The sequence below is a fragment of the Chitinophaga sp. GbtcB8 genome (genome assembly GCF_019091455.1).
Taxonomy (GTDB): domain Bacteria; phylum Bacteroidota; class Bacteroidia; order Chitinophagales; family Chitinophagaceae; genus Chitinophaga.
Map to the genome: position 1 here is coordinate 1 of NZ_JAGXJN010000017.1, position 26,634 is coordinate 26,634.

General features: G+C 48.4%; 21 protein-coding genes. 8 read left to right on the top strand and 13 right to left on the bottom strand.

Annotated elements, in window-relative coordinates:
* The 10 genes from scpB to pheT all read right to left on the bottom strand — a co-directional run.
* Positions 1-977 (bottom strand): SMC-Scp complex subunit ScpB (gene scpB, locus KVT36_RS16080; RefSeq protein WP_217604498.1); only part of this gene is annotated, 977 nt, incomplete at its 3' end.
* 152 nt (positions 978-1,129) lie between these two features.
* Entirely contained in the window at positions 1,130-2,023 is an 894-nt protein-coding gene (gene atpG / locus KVT36_RS16085) for an ATP synthase F1 subunit gamma (RefSeq protein WP_217604499.1), read from the bottom strand.
* Between the two features lie 252 nt (positions 2,024-2,275).
* Positions 2,276-3,901 (bottom strand): RagB/SusD family nutrient uptake outer membrane protein, encoded by a 1,626-nt coding sequence (locus tag KVT36_RS16090; RefSeq protein ID WP_217604500.1) that lies wholly within the window; start codon positions 3,899-3,901, stop codon positions 2,276-2,278.
* Positions 3,902-3,919: 18 nt separating this feature from the next.
* The gene (locus tag KVT36_RS16095; protein ID WP_217604501.1) at positions 3,920-6,922 is read right to left on the bottom strand and encodes a TonB-dependent receptor; all 3,003 of its coding nucleotides are present in this window, start codon (positions 6,920-6,922) and stop codon (positions 3,920-3,922) included.
* 209 nt (positions 6,923-7,131) lie between these two features.
* On the bottom strand, positions 7,132-7,758 hold the full coding sequence (locus KVT36_RS16100) for a DUF1080 domain-containing protein (protein ID WP_217604502.1): 627 nt from the start codon (positions 7,756-7,758) through the stop codon (positions 7,132-7,134).
* Positions 7,759-7,820: 62 nt separating this feature from the next.
* Positions 7,821-7,958 (bottom strand): hypothetical protein, encoded by a 138-nt coding sequence (locus KVT36_RS16105; RefSeq protein WP_217604503.1) that lies wholly within the window; start codon positions 7,956-7,958, stop codon positions 7,821-7,823.
* A gap of 149 nt (positions 7,959-8,107) precedes the next feature.
* A complete protein-coding gene (gene rny, locus KVT36_RS16110) occupies positions 8,108-9,673 on the bottom strand; it encodes a ribonuclease Y (protein ID WP_217604504.1) in 1,566 nt (521 codons plus the stop codon).
* Positions 9,674-9,951: 278 nt separating this feature from the next.
* On the bottom strand, positions 9,952-10,245 hold the full coding sequence (locus KVT36_RS16115; RefSeq protein ID WP_089906332.1) for a cell division protein ZapA: 294 nt from the start codon (positions 10,243-10,245) through the stop codon (positions 9,952-9,954).
* Positions 10,246-10,270: 25 nt separating this feature from the next.
* Complete coding sequence (locus KVT36_RS16120) at positions 10,271-10,579, bottom strand: hypothetical protein (RefSeq protein WP_217604505.1); 309 nt, start codon at positions 10,577-10,579, stop codon at positions 10,271-10,273.
* A gap of 28 nt (positions 10,580-10,607) precedes the next feature.
* Complete coding sequence (gene pheT, locus KVT36_RS16125; protein ID WP_217604506.1) at positions 10,608-13,040, bottom strand: phenylalanine--tRNA ligase subunit beta; 2,433 nt, start codon at positions 13,038-13,040, stop codon at positions 10,608-10,610.
* Positions 13,041-13,575: 535 nt separating this feature from the next.
* Between pheT and dnaB the strand changes: the two genes are divergently transcribed.
* The 3 genes from dnaB (at position 13,576) to KVT36_RS16140 (ending at position 17,331) form a co-directional block, all read left to right on the top strand.
* On the top strand, positions 13,576-15,150 hold the full coding sequence (gene dnaB / locus KVT36_RS16130; RefSeq protein WP_217604507.1) for a replicative DNA helicase: 1,575 nt from the start codon (positions 13,576-13,578) through the stop codon (positions 15,148-15,150).
* A 90-nt stretch (positions 15,151-15,240) separates the two neighbouring features.
* Positions 15,241-16,602: an MATE family efflux transporter gene (locus KVT36_RS16135; RefSeq protein WP_217604508.1), complete on the top strand. Its 1,362-nt coding sequence runs from the start codon at positions 15,241-15,243 to the stop codon at positions 16,600-16,602.
* Positions 16,603-16,617: 15 nt separating this feature from the next.
* Entirely contained in the window at positions 16,618-17,331 is a 714-nt protein-coding gene (locus KVT36_RS16140) for a 16S rRNA (uracil(1498)-N(3))-methyltransferase (RefSeq protein WP_217604509.1), read from the top strand.
* A 148-nt stretch (positions 17,332-17,479) separates the two neighbouring features.
* On the opposite strand, the gene KVT36_RS16145 is transcribed toward KVT36_RS16140, so the two are convergent.
* Together KVT36_RS16145 and KVT36_RS16150 are read right to left on the bottom strand one after the other, a co-directional pair.
* Entirely contained in the window at positions 17,480-18,253 is a 774-nt protein-coding gene (locus KVT36_RS16145; RefSeq protein WP_217604510.1) for a TerC family protein, read from the bottom strand.
* Positions 18,254-18,279: 26 nt separating this feature from the next.
* Positions 18,280-19,308: a quinone-dependent dihydroorotate dehydrogenase gene (locus tag KVT36_RS16150; RefSeq protein ID WP_217604511.1), complete on the bottom strand. Its 1,029-nt coding sequence runs from the start codon at positions 19,306-19,308 to the stop codon at positions 18,280-18,282.
* A gap of 223 nt (positions 19,309-19,531) precedes the next feature.
* Here KVT36_RS16150 and KVT36_RS16155 point away from each other — a divergent pair, with 223 nt between their 5' ends.
* Positions 19,532-22,219, top strand: a complete 2,688-nt coding sequence (locus KVT36_RS16155; protein WP_217604512.1) for a TonB-dependent receptor — start codon at positions 19,532-19,534, stop codon at positions 22,217-22,219.
* 10 nt (positions 22,220-22,229) lie between these two features.
* Entirely contained in the window at positions 22,230-23,099 is an 870-nt protein-coding gene (locus tag KVT36_RS16160; protein WP_217604513.1) for a DUF4249 domain-containing protein, read from the top strand.
* On the opposite strand, the gene KVT36_RS16165 is transcribed toward KVT36_RS16160, so the two are convergent.
* Positions 23,100-23,351, bottom strand: coding sequence for a hypothetical protein (locus KVT36_RS16165; RefSeq protein WP_143080873.1), 252 nt, complete (start codon positions 23,349-23,351; stop codon positions 23,100-23,102). It lies immediately after the preceding gene.
* A 466-nt stretch (positions 23,352-23,817) separates the two neighbouring features.
* On the opposite strand from KVT36_RS16165, the gene KVT36_RS16170 reads away from it, so the two are divergent.
* From KVT36_RS16170 to KVT36_RS16180, 3 genes are all read left to right on the top strand, one after another.
* On the top strand, positions 23,818-24,651 hold the full coding sequence (locus KVT36_RS16170) for a hemin ABC transporter substrate-binding protein (protein WP_217604514.1): 834 nt from the start codon (positions 23,818-23,820) through the stop codon (positions 24,649-24,651).
* Between the two features lie 97 nt (positions 24,652-24,748).
* A complete protein-coding gene (locus tag KVT36_RS16175; RefSeq protein ID WP_217604515.1) occupies positions 24,749-25,789 on the top strand; it encodes an iron ABC transporter permease in 1,041 nt (346 codons plus the stop codon).
* Positions 25,789-26,634 carry a heme ABC transporter ATP-binding protein gene (locus KVT36_RS16180; protein ID WP_217604516.1) on the top strand — a complete coding sequence of 282 codons (846 nt, stop codon included), beginning with the start codon at positions 25,789-25,791 and terminating at the stop codon, positions 26,632-26,634. Before KVT36_RS16175 ends, KVT36_RS16180 begins: the two co-directional genes overlap by 1 nt.

Sequence of the window (26,634 nt, forward strand, 5' to 3'; positions counted from 1 at the left end):
TCCTCTTCTTCATCATCATCGTCGAAATCCTCCTCGTCGTCTCCTACTTCATCACCATCTTCTTCATCCTCATCATCCCCCAGATCCTCATGCAGATCATCTTCTTCCTCATCTTCCACCTCATCATCGCCAGGGCCGGGGCCAATGGCTTCTATATCAGGAGTTGCTGCTTCATCATCAGCAATATTATCTTCCGTATCAGCAACCGGTTTGTTATCAGCGGTGGCTTCCACATCCGGATCCACATCCGCTTCTGTATCTACAGGCGGTACTTCAGTTCCGGTATCTGTGTGAGCTGCTTCGTCTATGATATTTACTGTTGGAATAAATGCATCTTCCAGCAGCTCACCATTTTCTGATACCATCAGCACACCATTATTATCTGTAAATACTTCGTCGGTAATAAGGGTAGGCTGTATCATGGTTTCTTCATCAAATACTTCACGCAGCTTGGGCAGATCAGCAGGGGAGTTTAATCCAAAGTAATCCATAAAAGCCTTGGAAGTGCTGTACAGCAGCGGCTTACCAGGCAGCTCTTCACTACGGCCGGAGATCACGATCAGCTCTTTTTCCAGGAGCTTCTGAATAGAGTAATCAGAACTTACCCCACGGATATGTTCTATTTCGCCTTTGGAAATAGGCTGTTTATAAGCAATAATGGCCAGGGTTTCCAGCGCCGCGGTGGAAAGGCGTTTCAGGAACTTTTCCCCGTTCAGCTGCGCTACTGTCTGGTAATAATCTTTTTTAGTAAGGAACTGGTAACCTCCGCCGCTTTCCCGCACTTCAAATGCATAAAATTCAGACAGGTATTTTTCACGGATGGCCTCCACGGCAGTTTCTACCTGGTCTAAAGTAGCACGGTCTTCCAAAAAAGCTAAAGCGTTATTGAGCAGATCCACTAATTCCAGCATAGGCAGGGGCCTGTCTGCAGCAAAGATCAGTGATTCAACATGCGGTATGATCTGAGAGATTTCCATTGATAATTAATTTGCAACATTACAACCTTACAGGTGGTTAAAACCTGCGTGTGCTGTAAACAAAAACGTCAAAGACCGAAAGTTACAGTCTTTGACGTTATGTAAGAAATCGAAATTTTTTGATGTTGATTTGTTGTGAATAACCTTCACTTTTAACCTGCCAAAGCGGCGGCGCCACTTACAATTTCTGTAAGTTCTGTAGTGATGGCAGCCTGACGGGCGCGGTTGTAGGAGAGTTTCAGGTTACGCAGCAGCTCATTGGCATTTTCTGTGGCTTTATCCATGGCTGTCATACGGGCGCCATGTTCAGAAGCATGTGCATCCAGGATGGCTTTAAAGAACTGCGTGTTTAAGATCTTGGGCATCAGCTCCGCGATCAGCGTTTCTTTTTCAGGTTCAAATATATAATCAGCTTTGATCTTCTGTTTAGCGTCCCCTTCTTTATGCTCTACTTTGGCAATGGGCAGGAATTGTTCTGCTGCATATACCTGGGTAGCGGCATTGCGGAACTGGCTGTACACAATATCCACAGCATCATACTCGCCTTTGATAAAACCGTTCAGCGCAATGGCAGCGGCCTGTTTTACGTGATCAAAGTTCAGGTCGGCAAACAGGTGCCAGTACTGGTCATTGATCTTGTAACCATTCTTTACAAAATGTTCCCAGCCTTTTTTACCAATGGGCATTATTTGTACCTGGCCTTTGGCATATTGCTCCGCGTATTTTTCGCGGATCAGCTGTTTGGCCAGCTTAATAAGGTTAGAGTTATATGCGCCGCACAGCCCGCGGTCAGAAGTAATTACCACGATCAGCACTTTTTCCACGGCACGTTGGTTAGCCAGGGCCATATCAATATCGCCTTCTGTGCTGGAAACAATGTTCTGCAGGATCTCCTGGAGCTTAACAGCATACGGGCGCATCTGTAAAATGGCATCCTGTGCACGCCTTAATTTGGCGGCGCTTACCATTTTCATAGCCTTAGTGATCTGCTGGCTGGATTGTACTGATTTTATGCGGTTACGAACTTCTTTAAGCTGTCCGGACATTTTTAATTATGAATTTTCAATTACGAATGGTGGGAGTATCCCGCTCAATTTGGCTGCAAAGGTAAGCATTGGCAACTTAATTAGGAAATGCCCCAAAAGGATTATTTGTACATGTAGTAAGCAATTAATTATGAACGAATTACGAATTATTCAATTACTAATTACGAATGTGATTGATGGGCATTGTATAAAGTAGAAAGTCCTGCAATAACCGCAGGACTTTCTGTATGTAATACTCAATTCGTAATCACCCTAGTATCCGTCGTTCTGCGGAAAATCGCCCGGGTTGCTCACACGGTCTATCTGGTCCTGTGGAATAGGCCGCAGCAGGTGTTTGGGCAGTATATTCTTAGCGGCATCCGGGTTATGCCGTTTTACCCTTTCCAGCAGCTTGCCGGTACGTTTCAGGTCAAACCAGCGGGTTTGCTCGCCTACCATTTCGCGGTCCCTTTCATCCAGCAGGAAATCCAGGGTTATCTGGGCCTCGGTTATTTTCATAGCCTCTTTATGGGCAGTAGTTTCTTCAGGTGTAGCACCTACCCTGGCGGCCCGCATACGTAGGGCATTCAGCAGGGGCACGGCTGCTCCTTTTTCCCCTTTCATGGTCAGCGCTTCTGCGGCATTCAGGTAATCTTCTGCCAGGCGGAAGGCAATAAAGGGCCGTACACCAGAGGCCTGGTTATCCGGGCGCGCCGCATCTGCAAACTTATTCAGGGATGGGTATAACACCAGCGTATAGTTACGGGGAGGTACCAGCAGGTAAGGTTTGCTCTTGATCATAGCATCCGTTACATCATAACCCGGCATCCATACAGAGGTGTCGCCTACTTTCAGCGTGGCTGTGGCGTTGTTCGCGCGCCATACTGAAGTAAAGAATTTTTCGTAACGGGTATCGTGTACACGTTCCTGGTAGAGGGTATCCAGCAGGAATTTTGTAGGCTTAAAACGCTTCCAGGGCGTACCGTTGGCCAGGTCGCGCTTCATACCGGCCAATATATCATACTGCATCAGGAAAAAGCGGCAGGCATTATTATCGCTGGAGTTGTACAATGCATCGGTAGTGTATTGCACCGCCCATACGGTTTCCGCGCTATTTTCCTTGCCCTGTGCCCAAACCTGTCCTACATCCGGCAGCAGTGCAAAGCCATAATTGTTGATCACCATTTGCGCATACTTAGCGGCATTGTCAAAGTCGGTAGCCTGTTTATAGGCGGTATACCCGCGGGTTAAATACACGCGGCCCAACAGGTGCTCTGCAGCCGGTTTGCTGGCGCGGCCCCATTCAGAAGGTGCATCCGGCAGGTTCTGTTCTGCATACAGCAGATCGTCAATAATGGCATTATAAATACTGCCTACAGAATCACGGTGCGCGTCTGTTTTGATCTCTGTGTTCTCCTGCAGGTTTAAGGGCACGGCACCAAACATCTGCGCCAGTATAAAGTAATAATGCGCGCGGCAAAAGCGTGCCTGGGCTACCCCATTCTTCTTAACCGCAGAATCCAGGCCCTGGATCTTATCAGCACGGCCTATCGCCACATTACAGGTATTAATGGTTTGGTAAGTGGTATTCCATAATTCCCGCAGGTGGGCATAACGGCCGTCCAGCTGGGAAGTATATTGATTTGCAAATTTAAAATCACCATCAGAGCCATTGGTGTAGGTATCTGTACCAAATACAGAAAGCGTCATGCCCCTTTCTGTGCTGTAAAAGCTGCGCATGGCCACATAAGAGCCGTTAACGGCAGCGGTAAAACCACTAGGCGTATTATAGAAATCGTCGTTTACAGTAGATACCAGCTTTTCTTCCAGCATCTTATTACAGCTTACTGCTGCAAAGCCCAGCAGCGCTATTAACCAGCATATTTTTCCAGTATTCATAACGTTCATTTTTTAACATTAAAAAGTAGCATTCAAACCAAACTGCAGCATCCAGGTGGCTGGTGCATCCACGGAAATGGTGGTCACATCTTCCGGGTCAATGCCTTTGTATTTCTGGCGGTAAGGCGCTATGATCAGCGGTTGTTTCACATCCGCATGCACGCGCAATGCCTGCATACCCCAGCGTTTCATTAAACTTTCCGGCAGATTGTAACCCACGCCTATGTTGCGGATCTTGAAGAAAGAACCATCAAAATAGCTGAGCGAGGTGTAGTTGTTAGGCCGCTCCTGGTTACGGTTAGGACGTGGAAACTCATTGGTTGGGTTAGAAGGTGTCCAGTAATTTACGTCCAGGTTATTGTAACGGCCGAACAGGGTATTGTAGTTCTGGTAAAAATCACTTTTAACCATGCCGCCTATACGTGCAAATGCTACAATGGAGAGGTCTATGCCTTTCCAGGAGAAGCGCTGCGTCATACCACCGGACCAATCCGGCTGCTGGGAGCCCAGGATCACGCGGTCATTGGCGTCCAGCTTTTTATCGTTATTCACATCATTCAGGCGTATCTCGCCCTGGTGCTGCTGGTACACCTGTGCTTCTGCTTCGGTTTGCCAGATGCCTACTTTCTGATAATCGTAGTACACTGTGATAGGCTCGCCAATGAACCAGGCATTACCCGGATCGCTCTTGGCGCCATTGCCCAGGGAAAGTATTTTTTCCCGGTTGGTGAAGAAGTTTACATCCATATTCCAGTTAAAACCATTGGGGTTCTGGATAATGGCGGTAGACAAAGCGATCTCCAAACCTGAGTTCTGGGTTTCCCCAACATTCACCAGCACAGAGCCAAACCCGTTGCTGATAGGCAGCAGCTTGTTCAACAGCAGGTCGCTGGTTTTCTGGCGGTACCAATCCACACTACCGGTTACACGGCCTTTAAACACGCTGAAATCAAAACCTGCGTTCACAGAGCTGGTAGTTTCCCAGGTAAGGTTGGGATTACGCAGCTGGTTGGGCAGGTAACCCAGCACGCCCTTGTTGTTATAGGAGTAAGGGCTGCGTAACAGTGAGCCCTGGGTAGCATAGGGCGGAATACCCGTGTTGCCTATTTTACCATAGCTGGCGCGCAGTTTCAGGTTATCCAGCCAGGTAACAGATTTCATGAAGTTTTCGTTGGTCATGTTCCAGGCAAGGGCCACGGAGGGGAAATAACCCCATTGTTTACCGGGCGCAAAGCGGGAGGAGCCATCTGCACGCAGGGTTAAGGTTACCAGGTAGCGGTCATCAAACCCATAGTTAATACGGCCCATGTAGGAGAGGATGGTCCAGGTGCCTAACTGGCTGCCCAGTGCAGTTACGTTACCGGCTTCGTCCAGGTTGTAGAACTGCTGCGCTTCTACAGGGATGCCTCTTACGCTGGCGTTGCTGGAATCTTCCCGCTGGCGTTGTACGCTATACAGGGCAGTAACGCCAAGGTTATGTTTCTGATGTATTACTTTGTTATAGGTTAAAAGGTTTTCCACAGTGTAAGCCAGCGTAGTATAGTTGGTCTTTTGGGCAGTAGCATCGCCACCGCCTATCAGCAGGTCGGTATTGTTCTTACCCTGGAAAAGACCGTAGTTGCTTTGCTGAATATCCGGGCCCACATTCAGGCGGTATTTAAGCCCATCTATAATATCCACCTCACCATACAGGCTGGTGAACAGGCGGAAGCGGTTGCGGTCCTCTACGCGGTTACCGGGCACATAATCCAGCAGGGCATTGGGTTGCTGGCTATCGCCGGTGGGCAGTATGATCAGGTTGCCATTGGCATCATAGGGATCTGCAATGGGCAGCATTTTTAACGCTGCGCTCATACCGTTATAGGTTTCCCCTCTCCGTTTGCTGTAGGTACCCAGTAAGGATACACCTGCACGGATGCGTTTACTGATCTCCTGGTCCAGGTTCAAATGTATATTATAGCGCTCATAGCTTTGCAGCTCAAACACGCCCTGTTGTTTAAAATATCCCAGGCTGGCCGCATACTTGGTTTTTTCTGAACCGCCGGATACACCCAGGTTATGGGAGGTTTGCCAGCCGGAAGAGAGCAGCAGCTTCTGCCAGTCGGTATTTACACCTCTTTTAATATTGGCGTATTCTGTGGCATTAAAAACAGCTGCATCGGAAGAATCGGGATTGTTATCATTATACTTGCCAATGGTGCGGTTGGCTTCCCGGCGCATGTTGGTATACTGTGTAGCATCCATCATATCTGATTTGCCCAGGGCCTTAATAATACCATAGTCCGCATTATAGGTAACGCGTACCGGGAAGGAGGATTTACCTCTTTGTGTAGTTACCAGGATAACACCGTTGGCCCCGCGGGAACCGTAGATAGCGGTAGCAGAGGCATCTTTCAGCACATCCATGGAGGCAATATCCGAAGGGTTAATATCATTCAGATTGCCCGCATACGGAATGCCATCTACAATGTACAACGGATCATTACCCGCAGTAATGGAGCGGTTACCACGTACACGTACACGAGGCTCATCGCCGGGTTTGTTACTATTGATCAATACATCAATACCTGCTACGCGGCCCTGCAACGCCTGTTGCGGGTTGGTAACAGATACTTCTTGTATGGATTTGGCATTAATAGAGGCAATAGCGCCGGTTACGTCCTTTTTCTTTTGGGCGCCATAACCTACTACTACCACTTCTTCCAGTTTTTTAAGGTCTTCGGCCAGCTGAATATCAATGCCGGAGCGGCCATTGATAGCCTGTTCCTGAGTCAGGTAGCCGATAAAAGAGAACACCAGTGTAGTGCCGCCGGCAGGTACCTGCAGCTTATAGCTACCCAGCCCATCGGTTTGGGCGCCGGTAGATTTACCTTTTACAGATACGGTTACTCCCGGCAGCGGGGCGCCGGATTTGGCATCTGTAACTTTTCCCTGAATAGTGGTGGTGTTTTGTGCGTGGATGACGAGGTGTTGGCATAGCAAAAATAGCAACAGTCCCCCCGTTTGTAACAAGTTCTTCATACCGTGTGAATTTCTATTTAACGATTAGCGGTTTGGTTCAAAAACGACTACAGTTTTAACACAATTTAACAGTTCGTGTACCCAAGATAGATAATTCTGTGGAAAATGCAAACGATTGCAGAAAGAAAACAAAAAACAGCACACAAGCTTATCCGAAAGGAACAGGCCGCTCATGGCCAATTGTGTGCTGTTAGAGATATATTGAATGATTACAGGGTACGGATGCGGATATTACGCCACCTTACTTTAATGCCGCCCCCGGAATGGATCTGTAAGGCGATCTGCCCGCTGCGGGCGCCTATTTTTTCATCGGTTAAAGTAATCATTTCATGCCCATTGAGCCAGGTGGTTACCTCATTGCCTTTTACTTTCACTTTCATGGTATTCCATTCTCCCATTTTCAGGTATTGTTCCTTATCGGCCGTTGGCTGTATCAGCCATCCGCGGCCGTAGGATTCATAGATACCGCCGGTATGCATATTGGGTGGGGCTACCTCTGCCTGCCAGCCGGTAATTTTAGTGCCTTCTATACTGGAGTGGAAGAATACACCGCTGTTGCCATTGGCCTCCTGCTTAAATTCCACGGTAAGCTCAAAATCTTTGTACTCTTTTTCAGTACCCAGGTAACCATACTCTTTATCCGGGCCGCTTTCACATATCAGGAAACCATCTTCCACATACCATTTTTCTGTTCCGTAAATTTTCCAGCCATCCAGGTTCTTACCGTTGAATAAGGCTTGTGTTTTCTGCGCCTGGGTATTGGTGGCAAGGCATAATAAAGCAATGGCCAGCAACCCGGCGTTCAGGTAGTAGCGTAACGACGTGAATTTTTTCATGATGCTGCTTAGTTAAGGAATTAATGATTCACAATGCCTTAAGATAAGCATTTCTATGAAAGTTAGCGGGTACAATCCAGCTGACCAGTAGTGGTATAAAACAGGGGAATGGTGGATTCCTGGTGGCTGCTCCCAACTACCTGTCCGTTTTGCAGGACGCTTTGTGTGTAGGTATAACCGGAGAAGTTGTTGGTTGACACAGTACGGTAATAAAGATCGTCCCAGAGCCAAAGGCCTTTCAGCGGGTTGGGCTTATTATCATAACCGGTAAAGGTTTCCTCCTTCCCATATAAAAAAAGCCCCGTTCACCAGGTGGCAAACGGGACTTTTTTATTATTCTTTTTAGCAATTACCGGGCAACGTTCACGGCGCGTTTTTCGCGGATCACCGTTACTTTGATCTGTCCGGGATACTGCATTTCTGTTTGAATCTTAGTGGCAATATCAAAAGAGAGGCGGTCTGCATCGCTGTCCGTTACTTTATCACTTTCAACAATTACGCGCAGCTCGCGGCCAGCCTGTATGGCGTAGGCTTTTTCCACACCGTCGTGGGCCAGGGCCAGGTTTTCCAGGTCTTTGATACGCTGCAGGTAGCTCTGCATAATTTCACGGCGTGCACCGGGGCGGGCGCCGCTGATGGCATCACAAGCCTGTACAATGGGGGAAATTACATACTGCATTTCCATTTCATCATGGTGGGCGCCTACGGCGTTCACCACAGCAGCATGCTCGCCATATTTTTCACACAGCTTGGCGCCTAAAAGGGCGTGGCTCAGCTCTGTTTCTTCATCCGGCACTTTACCAATATCGTGCAGCAGGCCTGCGCGTTTGGCCAGCTTGGGGTTCAGGCCCAGCTCTGCGGCCATTACACCACACAGGTTAGCGGTTTCTTTGGAGTGCATGAGCAGGTTTTGTCCGTAAGAGGAACGGAAACGCATTTTACCTACCAGGCGTACCAGCTCTTTATGCAGGCCATGGATGCCCAGCTCTATCACAGTCCTTTCACCAATGTCCATTACCTGCTCTTCCAGCTGTTTCTTAGTTTTTTCCACTACTTCCTCAATACGGGCGGGGTGTATACGGCCATCCTGTACCAGGCGCTGGAGGGAGAGGCGGGCTATTTCCCTGCGCAGGGGATCGAAGGAAGATAATACGATGGCTTCCGGGGTATCATCCACGATCAGGTCTACACCGGTAGCTGCTTCAATGGCGCGTATGTTACGGCCTTCACGGCCAATGATCTGGCCTTTAATTTCATCACTTTCCAGGTTAAATACGGTAATGGCATTTTCAATGGTTTGCTCAGCTGCCGTACGCTGGATGGATTGTATAATGATCTTCTTTGCTTCTTTATTGGCCTTGCTCTTGGCGTCTTCAATAATCTCCTGGATGTGGGCCAGGGCCTGGCTGCGGGCTTCTTCCTTCAGGCTTTCCACCAGCTGGTGCTTAGCTTCTTCTGCGGTAAGGCCGGCTACTTTTTCCAGGCGGCGGATATGTTCTTCCTGGTGTTTTTCCAGGTCATTGCGTTTGATGGCTACCAGCTCCATCTGCCGGTTCAGGTTTTCCTTGATGGCTTCATTTTCCTGTACCTGTTTCTGCAGCTGCTCGTTCTTCTGGTTCAGGCCTAACTCTTTCTGCTTAATGCGGTTCTCTGAATCGGCTAGCTTCTGATTACGCTGCAACACTTCCTTATCATGCTCCGTTTTTAGCTGCAGATATTTTTCCTTGGCTTCCAGTAACCTGTCTTTTTTCAGGTTCTCTGCACTTATCTGGGCATCACTTATGATCTTTTGGGCCTGTTGCTCTGCATCCTGTATCTTCTGCTGCGTGTTTTTGGCAAATATCACCTTACCTAACACTATTCCAATTACCAATGCCACCACCGCGGCTATTGTCGTTATTACAGTTGTATCCATACAAAAAATTTAAAATTGAATATATATTGCATTCTTCGTCACCGCCTTTCCCAGGCAATGGTAGAACTTGACGCGCGAAAATAACAAAAATAATGTGCAGATGTGCGATGTGCGGGTATGGAGAACGGTGTAAATCCCCTGTTTTACAACTTCTTTAACGAAATGGCAAGTAATTAAGGTACTTTATTTCAGTTGATTATGAATTAATGAAATAAATTTATATTACTCCCTGTTAATCTATTTTTTCAAAAGATCCCAACACAATCAAAAAACACACATCATTTCAACTGCTCATCCAACAGTGCTTCCAGCCTTTGCAATTTTTCCTGTAAATAGGGTGCTCCTTCTGCCTGTGCCTTTCCGCCACTGGTAACGGGGTGGGTAGCGTACATGATCAGCGCCATGGCAATATAATCCTGGAGGTCTTTACCGGCATAGGCCGTTTTGAACTCAATGATCTTGTCATTCACCTCTTTCATGATGCGGCGTACGGCTTCTTCTTCTTCCGGTTTGATCTTAATCCGGTAAGAGCGGTCTGCCACTACTATATTTACAGGAATCAGTTGTTCCATAACTACTAATTAACACTTTTCCCGGCTAACTGTTTAATAACGCTATACAACGGTCTATTTCTTTTATATAGTCGTTGATCCTGGTGCGCATTTCCTTTTTAAAGTCCTCATCCTCTTCCGGTGAGGCGGGGGGCCCGGCTGCTACCGTGGCTATTTTGGCCAGGTGCAGCTTTTGTTCCAGCTGAATAATGGTTTGCTGCTGTGTGCGCACCTCCTGCTGCTGGTGCTGCAGCTGCTCCTTCAGCCACGCATTTTCCTGCTGCTCCTGTTGCAGCTTTTTCAGCAGCAGTTGCAGCTTTTCTTCAATGCGTTGTATGTGTTGCTCCAGAGCCATTATTCAATGTGCCAATATGCAGATGGAATTATTTTCTTATTTGCGCCTGCAATTGTGTTTCAAAAGTTTTTACCAGCTTGTCCATTACGGCATCTATCTCTTTGTCTGTAAGCGTTTTCTGCGTATCCTGGAAAGTAAAGCTTACTGCGTAAGAGCGTTTGTTGGCTCCCAGCTTTTCACTTTCAAAAACGTCAAACAAATTAATATGTTGCAGCAGTGAGGATTTCACGGTGCGTGCAGCGGCTTCCACATCCGCAAACCGTACCTGTTTGTCCAGCACCAGTGCCAGATCCCTGCGTACGGCCGGGAATTTCGGAATTTCGCTGTAAAAGGTATCCTTTTTTGGTAAGGCGGCCAAAACAGCCTGCCAGTTAATATCGGCAAACCATACCGGCTGCTTAATATCAAACTGCTTGAGCCTGGAGCCGGATACGGCGCCCAGCTGCACCAGGGGCTGGCCGTTACCTTTAATCTGCCAGGCAAATTGCAGCCCGTCCACTTCCAGCTCTGCCCATTGTAGTGAGCGGATGCCCAGCTGGGCCAGCACATTGCCTACATATCCTTTCATGAAATAAAAATCTACCGGGGCTGCTTCGTATAACCAGCTTTCCGGTCTTTTACGGCCGGTAAGGTACAGGCACAGGTGCTCTGTTTCCTGGTACTTGCCCTGGCCCGTGGTGGCGTAGGTTTTACCAAATTCAAAGAACAGCAGGTCCTCATTTTTGCGGTTCAGGTTATAAGCTACGCTTTCCAGGCCGGTTTCCAGCATGGAGGGACGCATTACATCCAGGTCTGCACTGAGGTTGTTGATCATTTTTACCGTGCGCTCCAGCACTTCCGGCGTAAAATATTTGCTGTTGGTAATGGAGTTGGTGAATATTTCATTAAAACCGTTGCCTGCCAGGTAACCGGCTATTTTTTCGCGTACCGTTTCCCGGTCCGGCCTGGCCGTAATGGCCGGGGTAATAAGCACCTGGGAGGGGATCTCCACATTATCCAGGCCATCGATACGCATTATTTCTTCTACAATATCGGCGGGTATGGAAATATCCGGTTTGCTGTAGGGTACATTCACCTTCAGGTGCTCAGGTGTTTCCGCCAGTATTTCAAAACCCAGGCTGGCTAGTATGTTGCTGATCTTTTCTTTGCTGTATTCCTTGCCGCTCAGCTTTTTAATATAAGCCCAGGTAGCGGTTACTTCCGTTTTAGGTTTAGCCTGCGGGTAAACGTCTGTTACTTCGGACGCAATCTTACCGCCGGCCAGCTCACAAATAAGGGCGGCGGCGCGTTGCAGCACAAATACGGTATTGGATATATCCACTCCTTTTTCAAAACGGGTAGCGGCATCTGTACGCAGGCCGTGCCGGAAAGAGGAGGCGCGTATACCCGTGCCGGTAAAACAGGCGCTTTCAAGGAAAATGTTGTGCGTGGTATCTGTTACCCCGGAGTGCAGGCCGCCAAATACACCGGCTAAACACATGGGCTCACTGTTACCATTGCAGATCATAAGGTCTGCGGCATCCAGCTTACGTTCCTTGCCATCCAGCGTTACAAAGGCTGTTCCGGCAGGCAGGTTCTTTACGATCACTTTACTGCCGGTAATAACATCTGCATTAAAAGCATGCAGGGGCTGCCCGGTTTCGTGCAGTATAAAATTGGTGATGTCTACTATATTATTAATAGGCCGTACCCCAATGGCTAATAATTTATTGCGCAGCCAGTCCGGTGAGGGGGCGGTTTGCACCCCGGTAATGGATATACCGGCGTAGCGGGGGCAGGCGGCTGTGTTTTCCACACTAACGCTAATGGGTAATGGTGTTGCTGCTTTAGGCAGCTCCGGTATTACGGGCAGCTTAGCCTGGTACCGGCGGGTATTTTCCAGGTTATTATAATAGGCGCATACATCCCGGGCCACGCCTATATGGCTCATGGCGTCCATACGGTTGGGGGTAAGGCCAATTTCGTATATCCAGTCCTGTACGGGCTTAAATATTTCGCGGGCAGGGGTACCGGCTTGTAAGGCTGCATCCAGCACCAGTATGCCGGCGTGGCTGCTGCCCAGGCCAATTTCATCTTCTGCACAGATCATGCCCTGGCTTTCTTCACCGCGGATCTTTGCCTTTTTCATGGTCATGGGCTCGCCGCTTAGAGGGTAAATAGTAGCGCCAATAGGGGCTACCACCACTTTCTGGCCTACGGCTACATTGGGTGCGCCGCATACAATGTTCAGCGGTTCCGGGCCGCCAATATTTACGGTGGTCAGTTTCAGCTTATCTGCGTTCGGGTGGGGGATGGCTGTCAGCACTTCGCCTATCACCAGCCCTTCCAGGCTGCCTTTTACGGATTCAAATCTTTCCAGGCTTTCCACTTCCAGGCCTATACGCGTTAATATAACAGACAAATCCTCCGGTGAGGGCTGTACCGGCAAATATTCACAAAGCCAATTGTAAGAAATAGTCATTTTACAAGATAATAAAGTGGTGTAAAGATAATTAAAAAGTCCACAGTCCACGGTCTATGGTCCACAAGCTGTTAGGTGGTTTATAAAGGAGAAAACAGGCGGTTGGCCATCAAAGGCGGGTGCTAAAATGGATCGTGACCGGCGAACGCGTCCGGGTTTTTCTCCCACGAACATGTGAATTACGATCCAAGGATTATGTGGAAAATCTTTTTACACAAAGTGTGTGAATAATCGGAAATTTGCAGGGTATTTTTGTGCCAATTGGTGGATAACAGTAGTGCAGTCAGTGGATAACTGACAATTTGCGTGTGAATATCGTGTGCGTGATGTTTTATAAATATTATCCGCTTATGGTAAGGCTTTAATGAAAAAATGCGTTTACCTTAGTTTTTACAGCTCAAAAAAGTTTACAATTTGTTAAAGAAGAACTGAATACCGGGATGCTAAAAATTTGCAGGACCCATTGGGGAAACAGGCCATAACAATAGTACAGTAATCTATTTTTCATTCATTTTTCTTAATTCTTTTAACATAAATGGATCTTAATCTCAAGAAAGACCGTAAAGATGTACGTAGGAAGCCGTCCATTGATGTATCCAGCATGGTATACGGAAAAATACCACCACAGTCAAAAGATATGGAGGAGGCAGTACTGGGGGCCATCATGCTGGAAAAGGGCGCTTTTGATACCGTGATAGAGATCCTGAAACCGGAATGTTTTTATGTGGAGGCGCATCAGCGCATTTTCCTGTCTATGCAGCGGTTAGCCGCTAAATCCATGCCGGTGGATATCCTTACTGTGGTGGAAGAACTGAAATCTTCCGCAGAACTGGAAATGGTGGGTGGGCCTTTTTATGTTACCCGGCTTACCAACACCGTTGTTTCCTCTGCCAATATTGAGGCGCACGCGCGTATCATCCTGCAGAAATTTATTCAGCGGGAGCTCATACGTATATCCGGCGAAATACTGAGCGAGGCGTATGAAGATACGGCCGACGTGTTTGACCTGCTGGATGGAGCGGAATCCAAACTGTTTGAAATTACCAATAATCACCTGCGTAAGAACTATGATTCCATAGACCGCGTACTGGTGAATACCATGAAACGTATTGAGGACCTGCGTAATAAAGGCGACGATATTACCGGGGTACCTTCCGGGTTCCCATCGCTGGACAAGGTTACTTATGGATGGCAGCCCACGGATCTTATCATCATAGCGGCCCGTCCGTCAGTAGGTAAAACCGCGTTTGCGCTGAACCTGGCCAGGAATGCGGCCTTACACCCGCGTTTTGCCAAAGGCGCTGCGGTGTTCTCACTGGAAATGTCCTCCGGGCAGATCGTACAACGTATCCTGTCCGCGGAATCAGAGATCAAGCTGGAAAAAATTTCCCGTGGTAAGCTGGAAGAGTATGAGATGAAGAAGCTGATGACACACGGTATTGAACGTTTGGCCAAGGCCCCCATCTTTATTGATGATACGCCAGCGCTGAACATTTTTGAGCTGCGCGCCAAATGCCGCAGGCTGGTACATAACCACGGCGTAGGGGTGATCATCATTGACTACCTGCAGCTGATGAGCGGTGGCGGCGATGGCCGTAACACCAACCGTGAGCAGGAGATCAGTAAAATTTCCCGCGATCTGAAAGGCCTGGCAAAAGAGCTGCATGTACCGGTGATAGCACTGTCGCAGTTAAGCCGTGATGTGGAAAAACGTAAGGATGGTAACAAGATGCCGCAGCTGAGTGACCTGCGTGAATCCGGCGCCATTGAACAGGATGCGGACATGGTAATGTTCCTGTACCGCCCTGAATACTACGAAATTACCGCCAATGAAATGGGCGAATCCAATAAAGGTGAAACGCACGTGCGTATAGCCAAACACCGTAACGGCCAGCTGGATACCATTAAGCTGCGCGCGGTGCTGGAGTTCCAGCGTTTTGAGGATGATGGCAGCCTGGAAGGCGGCGGTGGTCCCGGTGGCGGCAACCCGTATGCGGGCATGCGCCAGGGCGGAAGCAGCAACGATGAAGCCAAGATGTTTATCCAGAAAGGTTCTAAAATGAACGATATGGATTTTGGAGATGATGGGTTGGAAGACGCTCCTTTCTAAATTCTGGTACTGTAAAAGAAATTCAAAGAAAAGGGAGAGGGGCACTTCTCTCTTTTTCTTTTTGTATTAGCATCATACTATTCTAGTTCCATGTTTTTAAAATACAAACCGTTTTATAAGGATAATTTCCGTTTAGCCTATCCCGTGGTTATTTCCCAGCTGGGGCATACCCTGGTGGGCTTATCTGACAGCATTATTATAGGTCATACCGGCGAAGTGCCGCTGGCAGCCGTTTCCCTGGGCAACAGTATTTTTACCATTTTCATGGTAACCGGTCTTGGCGTGTCCTATGGATTAACGCCGCTGATAGCGCAGGAGAACGGGCGGGGAAACAGATCTTACTGCGGTTGCCTGTTAAGCCAGAGCTTATTGATCAATATAACCGTAGGATTATTGTTATGCGCGGTAATTGTTACCGGCAGCCATTACATACCGCTGCTGGACCAGCCGACGGCGGTAGCTACACAGGCTAAGCCCTTTTTGCAGTTCCTGGGATTTTCCTTTTTCCCGTTAATGATCTACCAATCGTTTAAACAATTTGCAGAGGGGCTGGGCTTTACCCGGCAGGCCATGAACATCAGCATTATCGGGAATGTGATCAATATCCTGCTGGGCATTACGCTGGTGTTCGGGTTGTTTGGCTTACCACGTATGGGCGTTATAGGCGTGGGTATTGCCACCTTAACAGACCGTGTGCTGATGGCAGCTGCCATGGGCTGGTATGTGCTCAGGGCGCCGCGGTTCAAGCCATATTTGCAGGAGTTCCATTTCAGGGATGTATCGCAGGCCACTATACAAAAGATCCTGGGTATTGGCGCACCGGTGGCGCTGCAATACCTGTTTGAAGTAAGCGCTTTTAGCGGCGCCGTAGTAATGGTGGGCTGGATAGGCGCGCGTGAGCAGGCTGCTCACCAGATAGCCATTAGCCTGGCTACCATGACCTATATGATGGCCAGCGGCGTATCTGCCGCAGCGGGTATTAAAAGCGGTAATTTCTTTGGGGCCCGGCAGTTCCGGGAGCTGCGCCTGTCGGCCATTGCCAGCTATCATATGGTGCTGGTGCTGATGGGTACTGCTGCCCTGGTGTTTATGCTGGGGAACCATTTGCTGCCGCTGATGTATATTAAAGAGCCGGAAGTAATTCTGATTGCCAGCCACCTGCTTATTATTGCTGCTTTTTTCCAGCTGTTTGATGGTACACAGGTAGTAGGGCTGGGGATCTTAAGAGGCATGGGCGATGTGAAGGTGCCTACAATTATTACGCTGCTGGCTTACTGGGGGCTAGGTTTACCCGTTGGTTATTTACTGGGTATTCATCTGAACTTTGGTATACAGGGCATTTGGTGGGGGCTGTTACTGGGACTGCTCACGGCTTCCGTGTTATTGTTCATCCGCTTCCAGGTTAAAACGCGTAAGCATATTGTTTTGCCGGAGACTGTTATTTCAAATTAATCCTTAATTTTTAGCATGGAATTACCTGTTTTCTACGCCAAAGGCCTGGACCCTGCTGCCACTGCTTACACCATGGACGAGCCTACCTCTAAATACTGTGTGCAGGTACTGCGAAAGGAAAAAGGGCAGCAGGTGCTGCTGGCCAACGGGCAGGGGCAAAAATTTACAGCCACGATCACAGACGATAACCGGAAGAAATGTACAGTGCAGATCCTGCAATGTGAAACCCTGCCGGCTCCCGCACCCATTTTACGTATAGCCATTGCCTTTACCAAAAATACCAGCCGTATGGAGTGGTTCCTGGAAAAAGCTACGGAAATAGGGATACAGGGTATTATTCCCCTGCTTACCCATCGTACGGAAAAAGAAAAATTTAAAACAGAACGTTTAGAGAATATACTGGTAGCCGCTATGCTACAATCCCAGCAATATTATTTGCCGGAGCTGGCCGCCCCGGTTGTATTTGAGAACTTGGTAAAGCAGCCTGCAGCTGCACAGTGTTTTATAGCGCATTGCTTACCGGAGCAAAAAATGCATTTACAACAGGTTATGCAGCCCGGGTTGGATACCTTATTATTAATAGGACCGGAAGGCGATTTTACAGCAGCGGAAATAGAGCAGGCCCTGGGTCAGGGCTTTCAGCCGGTATCTTTAGGGAATACACGCTTACGTACGGAAACCGCCGGGGTGGTGGCGTGTGTGCTGATGAATGCGGGGAATGGAAGCTAAAAGAATGTAAAATCATAAATGTAAAATTTCAAATGTAAAAGTGGAATGCAGCGAAGCCTTGCCGGTATCTTATCCGCTGCATTCCACTTTTACATTTAGCATTTAAAATTTTACATTTTACATTCTTTTTGGTCAACACATCAGCACATTATTCCTTCTCTTTCACCGTCGGCTCCCGCAATTCTACAGGTTTTGTTGTTTTCTTGCGCATTACCATGTTCAGCATTTCTACGCCAAAGGAAAAAGCCATGGCAAAATATACGTAGTTCTTTAAGTGCAGGTCGTGCGCCCTTTCTGCATCCCAGCCTTCTATGATCAGGATGGCGCCTACCATTACCAGGAAGGAGAGGGCCAGCATTTTCAGCGTAGGATGTTTATGTATAAAGTCGCTGATGCGGGGTGCAAACAGGAACATAATGATCATGGCTATGATCACCGCAATGATCATAATGGGTACCTGTTTGGCAAGGCCCACTGCAGTAATAATACTATCAAAGGAAAACACGGTATCAATCACAATGATCTGCCCTACTACATTCAGGAGGGATACCTGTTTTCCGCCCCCTTTCATATTCAGCGTTTCTTCTTCCCCTTCCAGCTTGTGATGAATTTCGCGGGTGGTTTTAATCAGCAGGAATAAACCACCGCCCAGCATGATGAGATCGCGCAGGCTAAACCCATGGCTGCCTATGTGGAACAGCGGGTTCACCGCACGTACAATGTAACCGATACACAGCAGCAGTATAACGCGTACGCCTATACCGGTAAACATCCAGATGCGGCGGGCCTGCAGGCGTTTTTGCTCCGGCAGGCGGTTCATAACAATGGATACGAAAATAACATTGTCTATACCCAGTACAACTTCCATCAGCACCAGGGTCAGTAAGCTAATGAGGGATTCTGTAGTGAACAATTGTTCCATGATGGTATAAGTTGATGAATGGAGGATCAGCCTTTTAGTAATCCTTTACAAATATTTTTAACAATGGCAGGGCCTTCGTAAATGAACCCGGTATATACCTGCACCAGGGAAGCGCCGGCATCCAGCTTTTCTCTGGCATCGGCAGCCGTAAAAATGCCGCCGGCTGCAATAATGGGTATTTGCTCACCTGCGCGTTCATGAATATAGCGGATCACCGCAGTGGACTTATCTTTTACCGGCAGGCCGCTTAGTCCGCCCGCTCCTATGGCTGCTACTTCGGCGGCGGGTGTTTGCAGGCCTTCCCGGCTAATGGTGGTATTGGTAGCTACAATGCCGGCCAGCTTAGTTTCCAGCACAATTTCAATAATATCATCCAGCTGTTCGGTGCTCAGGTCCGGTGCTATTTTCAGTAAAATGGGTTTGGGTTTGCTTTTTTGCTGGTTCAGCAGCTGCAGGTGGTGCAGCAACTGCTTCAGCGGCTCTTTTTCCTGCAGGGCGCGCAGGTTGGGCGTGTTAGGCGAGCTTACATTTACCACAAAATAATCCACCACATCAAAGAGGGCATGAAAGCATTTTTCATAATCGCTCACTGCTTCCTCGTTTGGGGTTACCTTATTCTTACCAATATTCCCTCCTATAATAATATTGGAGCGGCGTTTTAGCAGGCGCTTGGCCGCTGCAACGGCGCCTTCATTATTAAAGCCCATCCGGTTTATGAGCGCCTGATCTGCCGGCAGGCGAAAAAGACGGGGCTGGTCATTACCCGGCTGGGGCAGGGGGGTTACCGTACCTATTTCCACAAATCCAAATCCCAGACTGGCCAGTTCGTCGGTATAGCGGGCATCTTTATCAAAACCGGCGGCCAGGCCTACCGGGTTGCGGAAGGTAAGTCCCCACAGCTCTTTTTCCAGGCCGGTGGTTTTGGTATTAAAGCTGGCATTCAGGATGGTTTTGCCCAGCGGCAGGCCATGAAGCAGCTTAATGCCCCGCATTACGCTATGGTGAATGCTTTCCGGGGGAAATTTGAACAGCAGTTGCTTAATAAGTTGATACATGTGTGGTGCAAAGATAAAAACTAATAGGTGAATTTGAGGGCCTGGCAGGAGGATACCGGCGGTACAAACTGCTTATGTGCCGATTTAACTTATTGTATACCTGCACTTCCGCTATTATTATTCTATTTTTGAGCCCGGAATAGGGGAATGCCTTTACCGGAACGTCTCATAAAAGAGAAGGCCGGCCGGTTTTATACCCCACTGTACTGTGCCATTCTGTAGTATGTCACATAAACTGTTTAACCATCAAACGATCAGTGTATCTATGTCATTAACCGCAAAGCTGCTGCTTGGAATGCTGTTGTGCTGTTTTCCGCTGCAGGTGCTGGCCTGGGACTGGCATACCAAAGTAACGCTTAGCCTGAAAGATCAAACCCTGCTGGTAGCCTGCCAGCTGCTGGAGAAAAATTATGGTATCCATTTTTCGTATAGCCGTGATGTAGTAGACCTTTCGCACCGCATAACGCTGGAAGTGCGCAACAAACCGCTTAAAAAAGTGCTGGAGCTCTTATTTGAGCCTTATGATATTTCCAGCTCCCGCATAGGCAACCAGGTGGTGCTGACTATGAAAAACAAGCCCTTGCGTACTATTAGCGGGTATGTGGAGGATGCACGCAACGGTGAAAAGCTGATCGGCGCCACGGTTTACTGTCCTGCGCAGCGGGCCGGTACGGTTACCAACCAATACGGCTTTTATAGTATTACCCTGAAAAAAGATACCAGCAGCCTTTATACCTCTTATATAGGTTATACCCCGCAACGTTATAAGCTGCCGGCTACCGGTAACCGGCAAATTGTCATGGCGCTGCAGCCCACCAACAGCCTACAGGAAATAGTGGTTACAGAAAATATGAAGGCGCATTTACAGGAGCAAACCCAGATGAGCAAGGTAAATATTCCTGTTACTGAAATAGAGGCTGTGCCCCGGCTGCTGGGTGAGGCTGATGTAATGCGTACCCTGCAAAGCCTGCCCGGTGTAACTGCCGGTGCAGATGGTAGCGGCGGAATGAGTGTGCGGGGCGGCAGCCCGGATCAGAACCTGATATTGCTGGATGGCACGCCGGTGTTTAATTCGGAACATGTGTTTGGCATCTTCTCCGTGTTTAACCCGGACATCATTAAAAATGCAGACCTGTACAAAGGCGCTTTCCCGGCGCGTTACGGTGGCCGGTTATCCTCTATCATAGATATTTCCATGAAGGATGGGGATATGAAAAATTATCATGGCGAGGTTTCTATCAGCACCATTGCCGCCAAGTTTATGGTAGAAGGGCCGTTGTGGAAGAATAAAACCTCTTTTATCCTATCTGCCCGCCGTTCTTATATAGATCTGTTAATGGACGGCGCTATCAAAAGCGGAATGGACCTGGGTGAAAATGGCGACTTCTTTGCTTTTTTTTATGATGCCAATGCGCGCATCAATCATATTTTTTCTCCCAAAGACCGTCTTTACCTAAGCGCTTATGGCGGTGAAGATGCACTGATCATAAGCCAGGATCATGACTACGAAACCACCGATGCGCCGGACCAGCGGCGTTACCAGGAGAAAAGCTCCTTTAAGCTGGGCTGGGGTAACCTTACCGGCACGCTGCGCTGGAACCATGTATTTAACCAGCGTTTGTTTTCCAACGTAACATTCAATTACTCGCAATACTTTTTCCTAACGCATTATCATTACAATTTTCAATCCTATACGATTGATGAGCATTCGCAGCTGTATGGCCGTTATACTTCCCGTATCCAGAATGCTGTAGGCAAAATAGATTTTGACTACCGCCCGCGGCCCGGCCATGCTATTAAGTTTGGAGTGGCCTCTACCACGCATATCTTTAAGCCAGGTACTTTTTTCTTTGAAGATGATTCTGCTACGCCATCCCTGCCGGATACCTCCTATAATAACTTTAACACTGTGGGGGTTGATATGGTATTGTACGGGGAAGATGACTGGCAGCTAACTCCTGACCTGCATTTGAATGCGGGCCTGCATGCGGCCGGATTTTTAGTGGAGAAACGTTTTTACCGTTCCGTGCAACCCAGGCTGGGCCTACGCTACCTGTTGCCTAAAAGCTGGGCGTTAAAGGCGGCTTACACCCATATGTACCAGCCCATTCACCTGCTTACCAATAACGGTACCAACCTGCCTACAGACCTCTGGGTACCATCTACCCCTAAGGTAAAACCCATGTTATCCAAGCAGATCACTATAGGCGTAGCTAAAACCACGGAAGATCACCAGTATGAATTTTCACTGGAAGGGTATTATAAAACCATGGATAACGTGATCGAATACACGGAGGATGCTTCTATGTTCAACTCTGCCGGTAAAAAGTGGGACGACCAGGTGATCATTGGTAAAGGCCGCAGCTATGGTACGGAAGTGCTGCTGGAAAAAAAGCAGGGCAGCACCAAAGGCTGGCTGGGGTATACACTGGCCTGGTCTGACCGGCAGTTTGCAGAAGTGAATAACGGTAAACGATTCCCGTATAAATATGATGCACGGCATAACCTGGAGCTAACGGTTATACACCAGTTTAATAAGAACTGGGAAATATCTGCCGGCTGGCAGTTCTCAACCGGCAAACCTTTAACGCTGCCGGTTGCCAGTTATGAGGGTATACAGGAACCTTCGCCCTACGATCCGCAGCAGCCTTTACCGCCAAGGGCAGATGAGCTGGGCGCGCGCAACCAGTTCCGCACCAGCAATATACACCGGCTGGATCTTAGCATTACCTATACTAAAAAGAAAAGGTTGTGGACCAAGAGCTGGAACCTGAGCCTGTATAATGCCTATAACCAGCAAAACCCATTTTATTATTACGTGAAATCGGACCCGGTTGCAAAAGAACGGTACCTGGCGCAAAAAACCATTTTGCCCATACTGCCCAGTATTGCCTATTCAATTAAATTTTAAAAAATTGTTTATGCGTTTTATTATCGTATACGCTATAGGGTTAGTAATGCTGCTCACCGCCTGCGACAAAAAAGCCCGGCTGGACCTGCCTTATGAAGGCGATAAAATTGTGCTGAACACTTTTATGCTGGCTGATAGTGTGGCTTATATCCGCGTAACTAGAAGCGAGCCGGTGGTATCCAGCAATGATCCTGAATTTCCGGAGCTTACCAATGCGCAGGTAACCATATTGGAAAACGGCCTGCCCTTTTCTGCCGTGCACCGGCAGGTGATAAACGGGCGCGGGTATTTTGTATCCGATAGTGTGATCAGGCCGGGGAAAATATATACGGTTACGGCGGCCGTTACGGGCTTAACGGCTGTAACCGCTACAGACAGTATTCCGGCCCAGCCGGAAGTGAACGGTCTTTTTGCGCAGAAAACAGCCAGCCAGATATCCTTCACGCTGAAAGACCCTGGAAATGTTATCAATTATTACCGCATTCATATTTATGCAGCAGACAGTACAGACGGAGCTATCCGCCCGCTGAGCCGCATTAAGTACCGCCTGGATCCTTCCTTTAATAATAACTTTGCCGATATTATCAGCGATGCCTATTACGAGGACCTGGTAGTAAAGGATGAGCGGATCTCCGGCAAGAGCATTGTTTTTGTGCTGCAAACTTCCCTGCCTGTTACCTATAAATATATGATAGCAGAAGTGGTTGGCTTAACAGAGCCGGGATACCGTTACCTTAAAAGTTTGGATGATCAGCAGGATAACCAGGAGGAAGGCAACTTCCTGGCGCAGCCGGTAAAAGTTTACTCCAACGTTGCAAATGGGTATGGCATAGTAGCTGGCATGTATGCAAAACGCATTACCTGTAAGGTGAAGGAGTGATCAATCATTAATATGATACCGGTTAATTACCTCGTTGATCTTACACGAAAATTTTACGCATTCCGTAATAATTACAGATTCCAGTTCCTTATAACCCTCTGATTCCAGGTGGTATAACTGTGGATACACCGTTTCAATCATTTTCTTGGTGGCTTCTATCAGGCCATCCTGCATGCTTACCAGCTGCTGCTGCTCATACATGGCATCCTGGTATAGAGGCGATAGCGGATTTAGAATTTCATCCCAGTCCATAATAGTGATGTGTGGTTTAATTAATGGATATGTATTGTAATCAGCGCAGGGCCGTAAAGAATAGAACAATTTCCAGCCGGTTTGGTTCAAAAGTGGGCCTGGCAGTTTTTCTTTTTGCGTAAATGAGCCGGGTTTAAATTCCCGATTTGATTAACGTTTTACATTTTCATGACGTAGCTTTGCCCTACTCCTTTACTCCGCCGCATGAATGTAGCCGTCTGCTGCTCCCCGTGTAAATTCCGCTTACACGCAGGCAGGCCCTGATATTCACATGAATCTGCTGTTTAAGAAACGTACCCGCCGTATTGCACATTATACGGTACAGGGATTAGTTTGCCCCTAAAGAAACTTGCCGGAACATGGCGGAGTAAAGTGTTCCAGGTAGGTGGTGGTTGGCCCGAACCCCGGGTAGGGTCAACCATTATTTTTTTTAAATACATACTGCTAATAGATCAAACTACTTATCATGCAACTAATCCGGCTACGGCCCCTGCTCATATTATTATTGGGTTCCCTCTTTTTTGCTGCTGCCACACAGGCGCAGCGCCGCATTGTATCCCTGAATGGCACCGTAACGGAAGTAGTGTGCGCCCTGGGTTTTGAAAAATCACTGGTAGGGGTGGATGTAACCAGCACTTACCCTGCCTCTGTACAAAAGCTGCCTAAAGTAGGGCATAACCGCAATATCTCTGCTGAACCTGTACTGGCCCTGCAACCGGATCTGATACTGGCTACTTCCAATTTCCTGGCGCCTTCGGTGATTGAACAGTTCAATGCTACCGGTGTAAAAACCGTAGTGCTGCAGCAGGAATATTCTGTGGAGGGAACCAAAAAGCTGATCCGCGAAATAGCTGCTGCCCTGCAAGCCACAGAAAAAGGCGCTGCCCTTTGCAAACAGCTGGATCAGCAGCAACAGGCGCTGAAGGTGATCCCCCAATCCAAAAAGGTGTTATTCATTTATGCACGTGGCGCGGGTACTATGATGGTAGCCGGCCAGGAAACCCCGCTGGATAAAATTATTACGCTGGCCGGTGCAAAAAATGCCGCCAGTGGTTTTAAAGATTTTAAACCGCTTACTACTGAAGCGCTGGTAGCTGCCAACCCGGACGTGATCTTATTATTTGATAGCGGCCTGGAAAGTGTAGGCGGGGTAACCGGTTTATTGAAAGTGCCGGGTGTTCCGCAAACCACCGCCGGCAAACAGCAAAAGATCATTGCTATGGACGGGCAGTTCCTGTCTGGTTTTGGGCCGCGTGTGTTGGAGGCGGTTAAAGTGTTGTCTGAAAAGCTAAAAGCGTAAAGCAGAAAGTGCAAAGCATAAAGCTGAAGGCACAAAGCCCTTAATAAATGCCAATAGCTTTTTGCTTTGCGCTTTCAGCTTTCCGCTCCCAAAAATTATGAAACGTATCAGCCTTTCCATACTAAGCGGCGCTTTGGTATTAGTGATGATCATTGCAATTGGTACCGGCGCTATGCATATGTCGCCATTGCAGGTAATAGGTATTTTACTAAAGGGTATTGGCATACAGCTGCCGGTAACCTATACGGAGCAAATGCCTGCGGTGTTGTGGATGATCCGCCTGCCGCGGGTGGTGCTGGCTGTAATAATAGGCGCCGGTTTAGGCATTTCAGGGGCAGCCCTGCAGGGATTATTCCGTAATCCGCTGGCTGATCCGGGCCTGATAGGCATTAGCGCAGGCGCTTCGTTAACAGCGGCTATGCTGATAGTGCTGCATGTGTATTTACCCTTTACGGTAAGCGGCGGCATTTTTCAAACCTATGCGCATAACATTATTACCCTTTTGGGCGCTATGCTTGCGGTGCTGATCGTATTTCGTATGTCCGTACACGGTAGCCGGTCTATTGTATCCGTAATGCTGCTGAGCGGTATTGCCATTAATGCCCTGTGCAGCGCTTTTACCGGGTTAATGACCTATGTGGCGGATAATGAGCAGCTGCGCAATATTACCTTCTGGACGTTGGGCAGCCTGGGTGGCGCCACCTGGCAAACGGTGCTGGCAGTACTGCCTTTTGTGCTGATACCAGTATTGATGCTGCCACGGATGGCGCCTGCGCTCAATGTATTTGCATTGGGTGAACAAGAGGCTATGCATAGCGGTGTGCAGGTGAACAGGCTGAAAACACAGCTCATTATTTACGCCACCATGGCCGTGGCGGCAGGGGTAGCTGTAGCGGGTATTATTGGTTTTATAGGGCTGGTGGTGCCGCATATCATCCGGCAGTTCACCGGGCCTGATCACCGCATTCTTATACCCAGCGCAGCTTTGGCCGGCGCTATTTTACTTACCGTGGCAGACCTGCTGTGCCGTACTATTATTGCCCCGGCTGAATTGCCGGTGGGTATTATTACAGCCATTACCGGCGCACCGGTTTTTATTTGGCTGATCTTAAAAGAGAAACGTTTAATTGCTGTATAATGCTGGTTGTAAAAGATGTTTCACTGTCGTTTGGTAATGTGCCGGTGCTAGAGCAAATGCAGCTGCAGGCGCAGCCGGGCGAGCTGTGTGTGTTGATGGGCGCTAACGGTGCCGGCAAATCTACCCTGCTGCGCACCATTGCAGGGGAGTATAAGCATTACCACGGCAGCATTCTGCTCAACGGGCAGGAGCTGCATCACATACCGGTAGATGCGCAGGCCCGGCAACGTGCGGTGCTTTCCCAGCAGCTGAACCTGCAAATGCCTTTTACAGTGGCAGAAGTAGCGGCCATGGGCCGTTATGCTTACCGCGCAGCAGAAAGGTTATACGATAAAGAGATCATAACCTATGCCTTAAAATTATTGCAGGTATACGACCTGAAAGAACGTAGTTATCCCACGCTTTCCGGCGGGCAGCAGCAACGCGTACAAATGGCGCGGGTATTGGCGCAGCTGCTGGAAGCGCCGGACCTGCATGCTATGGACTACACCGGTAAAAAAATGCTGCTGCTGGATGAGCCGGTAACGGGCATGGATATACTCCATCAACAGCTGGCTTTACAGCTGGCCGTACAATTAAGCCGGCAAGGTGTGCTGGTAATAGCCGTACTGCACGATTTTCAGCTGGCAGCCGCTTATGCGCAGCGCATTTTTTTCCTGAAGAACGGCCGTGTATATGCACAGGGGCCGGTAGATACCGTATTATCGCCCCTGCATATCAAGCATTGTTTTGGAGTGGATGTATCGGTGCTGCATCATTCATTGTGTGCTTATCCCCTGGTGGTTACCAATACAGCCGCCACTTTATTTTCATCATCTGCCCTACAGGCAACAAACGCTTATTAA

Coding starts and splice junctions, on each gene's coding strand:
- atpG (WP_217604499.1), bottom strand. CDS start 2,023: ATGTCCGGACAGCTTAAAGAAGTTCGTAACCGCATAAAATCAGTACAA.
- KVT36_RS16090 (WP_217604500.1), bottom strand. CDS start 3,901: ATGAATACTGGAAAAATATGCTGGTTAATAGCGCTGCTGGGCTTTGCA.
- KVT36_RS16095 (WP_217604501.1), bottom strand. CDS start 6,922: ATGAAGAACTTGTTACAAACGGGGGGACTGTTGCTATTTTTGCTATGC.
- KVT36_RS16100 (WP_217604502.1), bottom strand. CDS start 7,758: ATGAAAAAATTCACGTCGTTACGCTACTACCTGAACGCCGGGTTGCTG.
- rny (WP_217604504.1), bottom strand. CDS start 9,673: ATGGATACAACTGTAATAACGACAATAGCCGCGGTGGTGGCATTGGTA.
- KVT36_RS16115 (WP_089906332.1), bottom strand. CDS start 10,245: ATGGAACAACTGATTCCTGTAAATATAGTAGTGGCAGACCGCTCTTAC.
- KVT36_RS16120 (WP_217604505.1), bottom strand. CDS start 10,579: ATGGCTCTGGAGCAACACATACAACGCATTGAAGAAAAGCTGCAACTG.
- pheT (WP_217604506.1), bottom strand. CDS start 13,040: ATGACTATTTCTTACAATTGGCTTTGTGAATATTTGCCGGTACAGCCC.
- dnaB (WP_217604507.1), top strand. CDS start 13,576: ATGGATCTTAATCTCAAGAAAGACCGTAAAGATGTACGTAGGAAGCCG.
- KVT36_RS16135 (WP_217604508.1), top strand. CDS start 15,241: ATGTTTTTAAAATACAAACCGTTTTATAAGGATAATTTCCGTTTAGCC.
- KVT36_RS16140 (WP_217604509.1), top strand. CDS start 16,618: ATGGAATTACCTGTTTTCTACGCCAAAGGCCTGGACCCTGCTGCCACT.
- KVT36_RS16145 (WP_217604510.1), bottom strand. CDS start 18,253: ATGGAACAATTGTTCACTACAGAATCCCTCATTAGCTTACTGACCCTG.
- KVT36_RS16150 (WP_217604511.1), bottom strand. CDS start 19,308: ATGTATCAACTTATTAAGCAACTGCTGTTCAAATTTCCCCCGGAAAGC.
- KVT36_RS16155 (WP_217604512.1), top strand. CDS start 19,532: ATGTCACATAAACTGTTTAACCATCAAACGATCAGTGTATCTATGTCA.
- KVT36_RS16160 (WP_217604513.1), top strand. CDS start 22,230: ATGCGTTTTATTATCGTATACGCTATAGGGTTAGTAATGCTGCTCACC.
- KVT36_RS16165 (WP_143080873.1), bottom strand. CDS start 23,351: ATGGACTGGGATGAAATTCTAAATCCGCTATCGCCTCTATACCAGGAT.
- KVT36_RS16170 (WP_217604514.1), top strand. CDS start 23,818: ATGCAACTAATCCGGCTACGGCCCCTGCTCATATTATTATTGGGTTCC.
- KVT36_RS16175 (WP_217604515.1), top strand. CDS start 24,749: ATGAAACGTATCAGCCTTTCCATACTAAGCGGCGCTTTGGTATTAGTG.
- KVT36_RS16180 (WP_217604516.1), top strand. CDS start 25,789: ATGCTGGTTGTAAAAGATGTTTCACTGTCGTTTGGTAATGTGCCGGTG.